The organism is Accumulibacter sp. (assembly GCF_023806625.1).
Classification (GTDB): Bacteria; Pseudomonadota; Gammaproteobacteria; order Burkholderiales; family Rhodocyclaceae; genus Accumulibacter.
This window is the reverse complement of record NZ_JAMTDX010000092.1, coordinates 1-11,966: the sequence shown is the minus strand read 5'-3', so window position 1 is coordinate 11,966 and position 11,966 is coordinate 1. Positions and strand designations below refer to the sequence as shown.

General features: G+C 65.5%; 9 protein-coding genes. 1 reads left to right on the top strand and 8 read right to left on the bottom strand.

Annotated elements, in window-relative coordinates; genetic code table 11:
- A partial coding sequence (locus NFW05_RS14490; protein ID WP_295308337.1) for a hypothetical protein occupies nt 1-594 on the top strand: 594 nt, incomplete at its 5' end.
- 324 nt (nt 595-918) lie between these two features.
- Here the strand turns inward: NFW05_RS14490 and NFW05_RS14485 are convergent.
- The 8 genes from NFW05_RS14485 to NFW05_RS14450 form a co-directional block, all read right to left on the bottom strand.
- Nucleotides 919-3,294: a heavy metal translocating P-type ATPase gene (locus tag NFW05_RS14485; RefSeq protein ID WP_295308340.1), complete on the bottom strand. Its 2,376-nt coding sequence runs from the start codon at nt 3,292-3,294 to the stop codon at nt 919-921.
- Between the two features lie 93 nt (nt 3,295-3,387).
- Nucleotides 3,388-6,543 (bottom strand): CusA/CzcA family heavy metal efflux RND transporter, encoded by a 3,156-nt coding sequence (locus tag NFW05_RS14480; RefSeq protein WP_295308334.1) that lies wholly within the window; start codon nt 6,541-6,543, stop codon nt 3,388-3,390.
- Nucleotides 6,540-8,012 carry an efflux RND transporter periplasmic adaptor subunit gene (locus NFW05_RS14475; protein WP_295308331.1) on the bottom strand — a complete coding sequence of 491 codons (1,473 nt, stop codon included), beginning with the start codon at nt 8,010-8,012 and terminating at the stop codon, nt 6,540-6,542. Before NFW05_RS14475 ends, NFW05_RS14480 begins: the two co-directional genes overlap by 4 nt.
- Nucleotides 8,009-9,196: a TolC family protein gene (locus NFW05_RS14470; RefSeq protein ID WP_295308328.1), complete on the bottom strand. Its 1,188-nt coding sequence runs from the start codon at nt 9,194-9,196 to the stop codon at nt 8,009-8,011. The genes NFW05_RS14475 and NFW05_RS14470 overlap by 4 nt, the downstream gene beginning before the upstream one ends.
- A gap of 103 nt (nt 9,197-9,299) precedes the next feature.
- A complete protein-coding gene (locus NFW05_RS14465; protein ID WP_295308325.1) occupies nt 9,300-9,695 on the bottom strand; it encodes a FixH family protein in 396 nt (131 codons plus the stop codon).
- A 591-nt stretch (nt 9,696-10,286) separates the two neighbouring features.
- Nucleotides 10,287-10,670 carry an STAS/SEC14 domain-containing protein gene (locus NFW05_RS14460; RefSeq protein WP_295308322.1) on the bottom strand — a complete coding sequence of 128 codons (384 nt, stop codon included), beginning with the start codon at nt 10,668-10,670 and terminating at the stop codon, nt 10,287-10,289.
- Nucleotides 10,671-10,686: 16 nt separating this feature from the next.
- Entirely contained in the window at nt 10,687-11,148 is a 462-nt protein-coding gene (locus NFW05_RS14455; RefSeq protein ID WP_295308319.1) for a hypothetical protein, read from the bottom strand.
- Between the two features lie 166 nt (nt 11,149-11,314).
- Nucleotides 11,315-11,770 (bottom strand): FixH family protein, encoded by a 456-nt coding sequence (locus NFW05_RS14450; protein WP_295308316.1) that lies wholly within the window; start codon nt 11,768-11,770, stop codon nt 11,315-11,317.
- Between the last annotated feature and the right edge of the window lie 196 nt (nt 11,771-11,966).

Here is an 11,966-nt window from a genome sequence, read left to right as displayed (position 1 = left end):
GTCGGCGCGCGCTCGATCGCGATCGGCAACAACAACAACTACGACTCCGGCGGCGTCATCGGCGAGAATGCGATCGCGATCGGCTCCGAGTGCGACGTCTCGGCCGAAAGCGGCATCGCCATTGGCCGGAGCTGCGTCGTTGCCAAGCAGAACGCGGTGGCGCTGGGCAAGGCGCAGACAGCCGTCAATGCCGGCGAGCTCGCCTTCGGTACGTCCGCCAGCCACGGCATGGTGACCTACGTGCTGGCCGCCACCACCACCGACGGCTCCACCGTCGAGCTCACCACCGACGGTGCCAACTTCATCGCGATCCCGGCCGGCAAGGTCTTCTGCTTCGAGGCGTTCCAGACCACTTGGAACCGTACTGACGGCGCGCACCAGGTCTGCCGGTTCAGTGGTGGCGTCATCAAGAACAGCGCCGGAACGGTGACGCTCGTGAAGGCGCCGGCCGGGATCTCCAGCGACGGCACGGAGAACCAGATCGCCTTCGCCGCCGACGACGCCAACGACCGCCTCGCCGTGACGATCGCCGGCACCGCCGGGAAGACCATCGAGACGCGGGTGATCGTTACGGGGGCGTTTCTGGGGGCGTAGAAGGCGATTGTCGCGGTAATAAGCGACGATTCCGACCAGCGCGCTCCCGTGGCTGATCGCCGCGCCGCTCGCCGACGGCCCGTTCGAGGCATTTACGTCGTTCACTTTCAACCTCGGCGGCAGCCGGAACCTGAAGGGGGTGGTGCGGCGACGGGAGGTGGAGGGCCAACTGTATGCTGCATCGGTGGCACAAATGTTTCAAACAGACCACGCATACACGACGATGAGCTAAAGGCATCATAACCACAATCCATACTGACGCGGCAGGGCCCCCCCTCGAAGCTCATGACCTACATAACGAGCCCTGATAGCTTTGCATGCCAACTACAGCCGGACGAACCGCAGTCGCAATGCGTTGGCCACAACGCTGACGGACGAGAGGGCCATGGCGGCGGCGGCGAGCACGGGCGACAGCAGCAAGCCGAAGAAAGGATAGAGAATGCCGGCGGCGACGGGCACACCGGACGCGTTGTAGACGAATGCGAAGAACAGGTTCTGACGGATGTTGCGCATCGTCGCGCGCGACAGTCGCCGGGCACGCACGATGCCGGTCAAGTCGCCTCTGAGCAAGGTGACGCCAGCGCTCTCGATGGCGACGTCCGTCCCCGATCCCATCGCGATGCCGATGTCGGCGGCGGCCAGCGCCGGTGCGTCGTTCACGCCGTCTCCCGCCATCGCGACGATACTTCCCTCGCGCTTCAGTCTCTCCACCACAGCGATTTTCTGATCGGGTAGGACCTCCGCTTCGACCTCCTCGATCCCGAGTCGGCGCGCCACCGCTTCGGCAGTGCGTCGGTTGTCGCCAGTGAGCATGATCACGCGGATGCCTTCGCCCTTCAACGCGCGCAAGACGGCGGGGGTCGTCGCCTTGATCGGATCGGCGATGGCGACGAGGCCGCCCGGCCGGCCGTCCACGGCAACGAAGACGACGGTCCCGCCGTCGCCGAGCAGCCGGTCGGCGTCGGCCTCGAGCACGACCGTCGCGACGCCGAGTTCGGCGAGGAACCCGACGTTACCGATCGACACCCGCCGCCCCTCGACGGTACCGACGGCGCCCTTGCCGGTCGGCGAGTCGAAGTCGGCCACCTCGGCGAGCGTGAGGCTTCGCTCCTCGGCCGCGGCGACGATGGCGGTGGCCAGCGGATGTTCGCTGGCCCGTTCGACGCTCGCCGCGAGGCGAAGCAGCTCCACCTCGTCGATGCCGGGTGCAGACACGACGGCCGTTACCTTCGGTTTGCCTTCGGTCAGCGTGCCCGTCTTGTCCACCACGAGGGTATCGATCCGTTCCATACGTTCCAGCGCTTCCGCGTTCTTGATCAGCACCCCCGTCTGCGCACCGCGGCCGACCCCGACCATGATTGACATCGGCGTCGCCAAGCCCAGTGCGCACGGGCAGGCAATGATCAGAACCGCCACCGCTGAGATCAGGGCGAAGCTCAACCTGGGCTCGGGGCCCCACACCCACCAAGCCGCGAAGGCGAGCAGGGCAACCGCGATGACCAGCGGCACAAACCACCCCGAGACGCGGTCGGCCAGCCGCTGGATCGGCGCCCGGCTACGCTGCGCTTCTGCGACCATCTGCACGATCCGCGCCAGCATCGTGTCGCGGCCAACCTTCTGCGCGCGCATGACGAAGCTTCCGGTCTGGTTGAGCGTGCCGGCGATCACCTTCGCGCCAGGTTCCTTCGTCACCGGCATTGACTCGCCGGTGACCATCGATTCGTCCACCGAGCAGCGGCCCTCGACAACCTCGCCGTCGACCGGCACCTTCTCCCCGGGGCGAACGCGCAGCCGGTCGCCGACACTGATGCGATCGAGGGTCACTTCCTCGTCGTTGCCGTCGGGGCGCAGCCGCCGCCCCGTCTTCGGCGTCAGGTCGAGCAGCGCGCGGATGGCGCCCGACGTCCTTTCGCGCGCCTTCAGCTCCAGTACCTGCCCAAGTAGCACCAGAACGGTGATCACCGCCGCCGCCTCGAAGTAGACGGGCACGGCGCCCTGCGCGATCCGAAGTGTCGCTGGAAAAACCCCTGGAAGGAGTGTCGCCACCATGCTGTAGATCCAGGCGGCGCCGGTGCCGAGAGCGATCAGCGTGAACATGTTGAGCTGGCGGGTGACCAGCGACTGCCAGCCGCGGACGAAGAACGGCCACCCGGCCCACAACACCACCGGCGTCGCCAGAACGAGCTGCAGCCAATTGGACGTCTGCTGGCCGATCGCGTGCGACAGCCCGAAAAGGTGCCCGCCCATCTCCAGCACCAACACCGGAGCCGTTAGTACCAGTCCGATCCAGAACCGGCGCGCCATGGTGACGAACTCGGCGCTGGGGCCCTCGTCGGCCGTGACCAGCAGCGATTCGAGCGCCATCCCGCAGATCGGACACGATCCCGGCGCGCTCTGCCGCACCTCGGGGTGCATCGGGCAGGTGTAGACGGTGCCTTCGGGCACCGGCTCAACTGGCTCTTTCGCCCGCTCCGGAGAGAGATATCGGGGCGGATCGGCTTCGAACTTCTGCTGGCAGCCGGCCGAGCAGAAATAGAAGGTTCGACCACCCTCCGTCGCTCGTTGCGGCGTTGCGCGCGGATCGACGACCATGCCGCACACGGGATCGGTTGCGACTGAAGGTCGGCCGTCCGCAGTTGCATGACCGTGACCTGCGCGTCGCTGGTCGGCTTCCGGGTGACGGTCGTCGTTGTTCGTCATCTCCGGCGGCTTCTGCGCTGAATCCTGATGCATTTTGCCCACTCCCGCGCCACGTTCCGACGTCTGCGAACCGTCCGGACAACCACCGAGCGGCTAAGCCGTTCCGATTGCCCCCCCCTTGCCTTCCGTTAACCTGGCCGGCTGCAGCCGCCAGCCCTTCACCAGTCCGTAGATCGCCGGAATGACGATCAAGGTCAGCACGGTCGACGAGACCATGCCGCCGATCATCGGCACCGCGATCCGCCGCATCACTTCCGAACCCGTTCCGGTCGACCAGAGGATCGGCAACAGCCCGGCCATGATCGCGATCACCGTCATCATCTTCGGCCGGACCCGCTCGACGGCGCCGAACATGATCGCTTCGTAGAGGTCGGCGCGCGTCGGCGACCGGCCTTCGCCGGCGCAGCGGGCCTTGATCGCGGTCCAGGCGTGGTCGAGATAGATCAGCATGATGACGCCGGTCTCGGCGGCGACTCCCGCGAGCGCGATAAAGCCGACGACGACCGCAACACTTAAGTTAAATCCCAGGTACCAGACGAACCACAACCCGCCGATCAGCGAGAACGGCAGGCTCAGCATCACGATAAACGTCTCGGTCAGGCGCCGGAAGTTCAGGTACAGCAGCAGGAAAATGATCAGCAGCGTCACCGGCACGACGATTTGCATTCGGGCCTCGGCCCGCTGCAGATACTCGAACTGGCCGCTCCAAGTCACGTAGTAACCTTGCGGGAACTGCACCCGCTCGGCGACGGCTTTCTTCGCATCGGCGACGTAGCCGCCGATGTCGCGGTCCCGGAAATCGACGAAGATGTAGACGACGAGCTGGGCGTTTTCGGTCCGCACGCTGGGCGGTCCTTTCGCCAGGCTCACCTTCGCCACCTGGCCGAGCGGAATGGCGTTGCGGTTCGGCAGCGGGATCAGCACGTTCTCGGCGATCGCCTGCGGGTCGGAGCGGAACGCCTGCGGGTAGCGGACGTTCACCGTGTAGCGCTCGCGGCCTTCGACGGTGGTGGTCACCGCCTCGGCGCCGAGACCGCTGCGCACCACCTCCTGGACATCGCCGACCATCAGCCCGTAGCGGGCGAGCGCCGCCCGGTCCGGTTCGATGTTGACGTAGTAGCCGCCCATCACCCTTTCGGCGTAGACGCTGGTGGTTCCCGGCACCGTCCGCACCGCCTGCTCGATCTCGCGGGCGACCCGCTCCAGCCCCGTGAGGTCGGGTCCGAACAGTTTGACGCCGACCGGCGTGCGGATGCCGGTCGAGAGCATGTCGATGCGCGCCTTGATCGGCATCGTCCAGGCGTTGCTGATGCCGGGAAACTGCAAGGCCCGGTCCATCTCGGCGATCAGCCCGTCGACGGTCATGCCGTCGCGCCATTCGTCTTCTGGCTTCAGGTTGATGACGGTCTCGAACATCTCGGTCGGCGCTGGGTCGGTCGCCGTGCCGGCCCGTCCGGCCTTGCCGTACACCGAGGCGACTTCCGGGAAAGACTTGATGATCTTGTCCTGCGTCTGGAGGAGTTCCGCCGCCTTGGTGATCGAGAGTCCCGGCAGCGTCACCGGCATGTAGAACAGCGTGCCTTCGTTCAGCGTCGGCATGAATTCGGTGCCGAGCCGCATCGCCGGCCACACCGAGGCGCCGAGCACGACGAGGGCGATGGCGACGGTCAGCAGTTTCGCCCGCATCACCAGGGCGATGACCGGGCGATACATCCAGATCATCAAGCCGTTGAGCGGGTTTTTCTTCTCCGCAATGATCCGGCCACGGATGAAAAGCACCATCAGTGCCGGCACCAGCGTGACCGACAGGAAGGCGGCGGCCGCCATCGAGAACGTCTTGGTGTAGGCGAGCGGCTTGAACAAGCGTCCCTCCTGATCTTCCAGCGTGAAGATCGGCAGGAACGAGACAGTGATGATCAGCAGCGAGAAGAAGAGCGAGGGGCCGACCTCCACCGCCGCGTCGACCAGCGATTGGATCCGCGGCGTGTCGGGCGAGGCGCGCTCGAGATGCTTGTGGGCGTTCTCGATCATCACGATGGCGGCATCGATCATCGCTCCGATGGCAATCGCGATGCCGCCCAGCGACATGATCGTCGAACTGATGCCGAGCGCATGCATGGCGATGAACGCCATCAGCACGCCCACCGGCAGCATGATGATGGCGACCAGCGCGCTGCGGACGTGCAGCAGGAAGACGACGCAGACCAGGGCGACGATGATGCTTTCCTCGATCAGCGTGGTCTTCAGGGTCGCGATCGCCCGGTGGATCAGATCGGAGCGGTCGTAGACCGGAGTGATCGACACATCCTCGGGCAGGCTGGGTGTGATCTCCGCGATCTTTTCCTTGATGTTGTCGATCACTTCGAGGGCGTTGCCGCCGTAGCGCTGCACGGCGATGCCGCTGACGGCTTCGCCGTCTCCGTTCAGTTCGGTCAGGCCGCGCCTCTCGTCCGGTCCCAGTTCGATGCGGGCGACGTCGCGCAGCAGCACGGGCGTCAATCCCTCCGCCTTCAGGACGACCTTTTCCAGATCGGCGATGCCTCTGAGGTAGCCCTGCCCGCGCACCAGATACTCGGTCTCGGTCATCTCGATGACCCGGCCGCCGACGTCCATGTTGTTCTGCTGGATCGCCGCCACGACCCGCGGCAGCGGAATGTCGTAGGACTTCAGCCGCAGCGGATCGACGGTCACCGCGTAGGTCTTGACGAAGCCGCCGATGCTGGCGACCTCGGAAACGCCTTGCGCCTTGGTCAACCCGAAGCGGATGTGCCAGTCCTGAAGAGTCCGCAGTTCCGCCAAGGTCCGCCGGGCGCTGGTCACGACGTATTGATAGACCCAGCCGACGCCGGTGGCGTCGGGGCCGAGCGTCGGCGTCACGCCTTGCGGCAGCGACTTCGAAGCGAAGTTCAGGTATTCGAGGACGCGTGAGCGCGCCCAGTAGATGTTGGTCCCATCCTCGAAGATGACGTAGACGAACGACGCGCCGAACAGCGACAGCCCGCGGACGACCTTGGAGTGCGGCACCGCCAGCATAGCCGTGGTCAAGGGAAAGGTCACCTGGTCCTCGACCACCTGCGGCGCTTGGCCCGGATATTCGGTGAAGACGATCACCTGGACGTCGGAAAGGTCGGGAATGGCGTCGAGCGGCGTCCTGGCCACCGAGTAGATGCCGGCGGCGATGATGAAGATCGTGCCGATCAGCACCAGGACGAGGTTGTGCGCCGACCAGCGGATGACCGCGCCGATCATTGGTGCTGGTGCTCGCCGGCGGTGAAGGCGCCGAGCGCTGCCTTCAGGTTGCTTTCCGCGTCGATGAGGAAGTTGGCGCTGACCACCACCCGGTCGTCGGCCTTCACGCCGGCGAGGATCTCGGTGAAGCCATCGGCCTTGGCGCCTACCTCGACCGGCCGGGGCTCGAATCGGCCCTCGCCGCGCTCGATCAGCACCACCTGGCGAACGCCGTTGTCGATCACCGCCGAATCCGGGACGGTCAGTGCCTTCGTTGCGGTCGCGTGCGCGTCGAGTTCGACGCTCGCATACATGTCGGCCTTGAGTTCACCCTGCGGATTGGCGATCTCGATCCGGACCGTCCCAGTGCGGGTTTCCGGTCCGACGGTCGGATAGATGAAGGCGACGCGGCCCCGGAAGCTGCGCCCCGGGTAGGCCTTCACCGTGATCGTCGCCGGCTGGCCGACGGCGACGTGAGCCATGTCCTGCTCGAACACCTCTGCGATCACCCAGATCGGCGAGATGCCGGCTATCTTGAACAACGGTTCGCCGGGCATGAAGCGCATGCCTTCGAAAACCATCTTCTCCAGCACGATGCCGGAGAATGGCGCGGGCCAGGCGACCGTCCGGCTGGCCCGCCGCTCCCGCTCCAGTCTTCGCAGCTCAGTCTCTGGAAAATCCAGATAGCGCAGCCGTTGCAAGGCGCCCTCGACGAGACGGCTCGCCGCCGTCCGGCTGTCCGCGTCCGCTTCGCCAAGCGAGGCGGCCATCTTCGCGGCATCGAGGTATTCCTGCTGGGTTTGCACGAGAAGTGGACTGTACACCCGCATCAGCGTCTCGCCGCGCCGGACCGGCTCGCCGGTGGCGTTCACCAGCAGCGTCTCGATCCAGCCTTCGAACTTGGTGGACACCACGGCGATTTGTCGCTCGCTGAACTGAACCGTGCCGACCGCGCGGACCGGCCGCATCAGCGTCTGCAGCGTTACCGATTCGGTGCGCACACCCAGCATTTGGACGCGTGCCGGGCTGATCCTGACCACCTTACCGTCGTCCTCGGCCTCGTCGGCGTAGACGGGAATGTAGTCCATTCCCATCTGGTCCTTCTTCGGCACCAGCGAGGTATCGGGCAGCCCCATCGGGTTGCGGTAGTAGAGAACCTCTCGCTCTTGGCGGGTGCCGTTGGCACGGTCCGCCTGGGGCGCGGCGGCCGGCTCGAAGGATTCTTCTTCGTCCTCGTAGACCGGGATGTAATCCTTCCCCATCTCGTCCTCTTTCGGCACCGGCGAGAAGTCGGGCTTCCCCATTGGGTCCTTGTAGTAAAGGATCCTGCGCTCGGCGGGTTTGAGACTCTCGCCGTGGGCGGACGAGTGCGTGTCGGCGGTTGTCGCGGGGGACAGCGCCGGCGAGTAATGATGGGCAAACCAATAACCGCCATAGGCGGCGCCGGCCGCGAGGAGAACGACGAGGGGCACGGCGACGGCACGTTTCACAGATCGCTCCCGATCAGTCGTTCGATTTCGGCGAGGCGAACCTGTTGTTCGACCTGTACCGCCAGCAACCGCAGCATCGTCTCGAACACCCGCTGCTCGGTGTCGAGGACTGCATTCAGGTTGGAACGTCCCTGTTCGTAGCCACGCAGCGCGGTCTGCAGCGCCAGCCGGCTCTCGGGAAGCTGCACGTCCTTCAACAGGACGCCGATCCGCCGCAGGCCATCGAGGGCCCAAAAGGCGTCGGCAAGATCGCCCCGGACGCGGGCGTCGGCGGCATCCTGGCGGCGACGCGCCGCGGCGACGTTGGCCGCCGCCTCCCGCTCCCAGGCCTCGCGCAGCCCCCATTGCAGCGGGATGGTGGTGCCGATCATCGCTTCGTATCCCGGCGAGCGCTTGTCCTGATCGACGAACTGCTGAAAGGTCACGCCCAGGGTGACATCCGGGTACCAGCTCTTGCGCACCAGCGCCTGGTCAGCCTCCGCCGCCGTGATCTGCGAGCCGGCGGCACCGATCGTCGGATTGGCGAGCCGCGCGCGTTCGAGCAAAGCAGCAAGTTCCAGTGTTTCGTCCGGCAGCGGCCGCAGGGCTTCCGGGGCTGCCAGCGGCGCGTCCTGGGCCCGGTCGAGCAGAGCGTTGAGTTGCGCGGCCCGCTGTCGCTGATCGGCGCCGAAGCGGACCAGATCGGTCCTGAGCCGGGTCTTCTCGACCTCGGCGCGGATCGCATCCTCCTGCTCGCCCAGCCCCTGCGCGTAGCGGCTTTGCGTGACGTCGGCCAGCATGGCGACGGTGCCGTAGAGGTCGCGGGTCACGCGCCCACTCTCGAAGGCGGCGTAGTATGCGGCGAAGATCGTCTTGATCCGCGCCGCGATCTCCAGTTCGGTCGCGCGCTGGGTTTCGCGCGCCGCACCCGCCCGCGCCCGCGCCCCGCTTTCCTGGAGCTGCAGTTTTCCCCAAAGCGGGAACGATTGCTGGATCTTGTATTCGACCCGTGCGAGTTCCTCGGGAAGCGCGCTGTCGCGCTGGCGATCGATGTCCTTGAATTCGGTCGCGAACGTCGGATCGGGCAGGCGGCCGGCGGCATCGACGCGGGCGCGCGCCGCCTCGCTCTCCAGCGCCGCGGCGGCGACGTCGGGATTCAGCCGCCGCGCCAGGACGAGCAGTTGATCTACGGTGGCGCCGGGCACCGCCACATCGCCCGACGCGCTCGCGGATCTCGACGCCGACGGCGGAGCGCTTTGCGCTCGCGCCATCGGGGCCAGTGCGATCAACGCCACCGCAACGATCAGCCTATTCCGCGGCAACAACGATGACCTCGCCACGCACCGTTTCCGGTTCGCCCGGGACCTTGGCCGCCAGCTTCAACGCCCACCGGCCCGCCATCGTCAGGTCCACCTTGAAGCGGTAGACGCCGGGCTCGTCGGACGCGACGGGTGTGACCTTACTTGTCATGCCGCCCATGTTGTCGGGTGACATGTCGAGCCGCATCTGGAAGATGACGGCGTTCGCCACCGCCTCGCCCGACGTCGTGTTCAGCAACCGCACGGCTACGATCGCATCACTGCCCTGCTTGACGTTCGCCTTTGTCGCTTCGAAGACGTAGTCCTTGGCGGCGGCCAGGGCGTCGCGGTCGCCAGCCACGGTGAATGCGCAGGCGATGAGAAACGCGCCGATCAGTTGTTGCATGCAAGGTCTCCCTTCTCTCAGCCGTCTTGACACCCGATACCTCTCGATCCCGGCAGCGGTCCCTGCGCGCTTCTGCGATGACGCGATCGACGCCCGCCGGCCAATCACCGCCATGCGCTTGCGCGTCCTCGATGAAGCGGGCAAACGGCGCCAGCCCCATCTGCCCTTGCTCGGGGCTCACCACGCCTTCCCCGGCCGCGGGGTCCGCCGCCAGCACCAGGCGCCAAAATCCCAGAGTCCTCGCCCGGTCCGACGATCCGCACCCGCTTGCTCTTCAGGTCAAGCGGGGTGCGCGTTGCATGATCGTGACCATGATGGGCGAAGGTGACATCTGGCGACAAAAATGCCGCCAGAGCCGCCGCCGCGGGGATGCCGGCGCTGTGCAGCGCCTCGCGCCGCGCCAAGCCCTTGCATCGGATCATGTCCCATCCTTGCCGCAGGTTGCGTGCATGCTGGCAGTTCGACCCGCCACGCCGTCCCGTGCTCGATCGCCGTGCTTAGCGGTTGCCGATGTCCCGACGTTTTCCCATTTGTAACAAAGTGTTGCCGGCTGCCGTCGCGATGACGGTGGGTCGTTCCACCGCATGTGTGTCAACGGCCTGTGACCCATGCCACTGCCGCACCGCGCTCGGGCGCCTGGAAGAAGCGAAACTGCGCGTTCTTGTAGATATCGGTAAGACGCTCACCCTCGTCCTTCCACTCGTCTGACCCGATAATGGCGATCCGGCGAACGAGGTCTTGGTAGCCCATGCAGAACAGCGTGCAGGCGATGCGCGCGCCCTGTTTCCACTCCTCCAGGCGCTCCCAGTCCATCAGGACCGACAACGTGCCACTCTCCTGAGGGCGCAGGTGGAGCCCAAAAACGTCGCCCAGCGACTGTTGGAAAGCCAGCACAGCATGATCCCAGTCTTCATCGGTGACCATTCCGATCATTCTGAGAGTGATCATCTCTTTGGCGAATTCCGCCTCGATCATGGACGTGATCCTTACCCTAATGACCGGCTTTGAACCTCACCGATCCGTTGATCGCCTCCGGTTCACCCGGAACCTTCGCCGAGACGCGGAGCTTCCACACTCCAGGCATGGATACATCGCCCAAGAAGCGATAGAGACCCGGTGCCGGCGTTCCTAAAAAGTGCACTTCTCCCCACATCTCGTACGTCATCCAATCCGGCGACGACCCTTTGATCAGGTGGCGCGGCATGGACATGTTCAAAATGCTTCCAGTGACCGTCGCGTTATCCACCTGCTGCCCGGTGGTTACATTGGTGAGCCTTACGTCGAATTCGCTGCGGGCGTTTACCGCGACCGGCTGATCGACGACTTCAAAGCGGTAGTCCAGGGACCCGTCCGCGGCATGCGCCGTGGCCGACACGGAGATCAGGGCCGCGGCGATGATTCCCAGCGCTTGCGGGCTCGGATTTGTCGCTGGCGAAGCACGATGACGCTTCATCGGATCTCCTGTGAGAATGGGGCGCCGTCGGTCACCTGCCGACACGGTGCGAGCGCGCCAAGGGCCGCGACGGAGACCGCCCCGTCCCGCACGCGAGCGGTGGCATGCCGTTAATGCACGTTATCGCCGACCGACGGGAGAGATCCGCTACCACGGCTATCCCCGGCTATTGACCGACCTTGAAGGTCGCTGTCCCCTTGATGGGCTGCGCCTCGCCGGGAACCGTCGCAACGAGGTCGAGCTTCCATGTCCCCGGCATCGACACATCACCCATGAGCCGATACAAGCCGGATGACGATGTTGCCAAGACTTTGACCTCGCCGCCCATCGTTGTCGCCATCGGCATTGGCGGTCCCTTGTGGGCATGGTGGGCCATTGTCATTTCCAGCCGGCCGCGGATGATGGTGGCGTTTTCCACCGGCTGGCCCGTGGAAGCCTTCGTCAGCTTAACGTTGAATTCCCTGTGTGCGCTTACCGCCACCGGCTGATCGACCACTTCGAAGCGATAGTCCTGCGATCGGTCGGCAGCATCGACGGCAGCGGAGAAGGACATCAGGGCTGCCGCAATCACTCCCAGCGCCGTCCGGCTAGGATATTTCCTTGAGAGAGAACGATATTGCATCGGTTCCTCCGACAACATTCAACCGTCCCAGGTGTCGACGAGAAGAGCGTACTCGCTAGGCGTCTCCGCAATTTGTCCCGCTTGTAAAAAAGTGTTTCTGAGGCGCGTTGCGGCTTTGCGTTCGCCGGTATTGGACGACCGGCTGCCCGCACTCCTCCCAGCAACATTTTGTTACGCAATTGCAAATCAGGAGCAG

Coding starts and splice junctions, on each gene's coding strand:
- NFW05_RS14450 (WP_295308316.1), bottom strand. CDS start 11,770: ATGCAATATCGTTCTCTCTCAAGGAAATATCCTAGCCGGACGGCGCTG.
- NFW05_RS14485 (WP_295308340.1), bottom strand. CDS start 3,294: ATGACGAACAACGACGACCGTCACCCGGAAGCCGACCAGCGACGCGCA.
- NFW05_RS14480 (WP_295308334.1), bottom strand. CDS start 6,543: ATGATCGGCGCGGTCATCCGCTGGTCGGCGCACAACCTCGTCCTGGTG.
- NFW05_RS14465 (WP_295308325.1), bottom strand. CDS start 9,695: ATGCAACAACTGATCGGCGCGTTTCTCATCGCCTGCGCATTCACCGTG.
- NFW05_RS14460 (WP_295308322.1), bottom strand. CDS start 10,670: ATGATCGAGGCGGAATTCGCCAAAGAGATGATCACTCTCAGAATGATC.
- NFW05_RS14455 (WP_295308319.1), bottom strand. CDS start 11,148: ATGAAGCGTCATCGTGCTTCGCCAGCGACAAATCCGAGCCCGCAAGCG.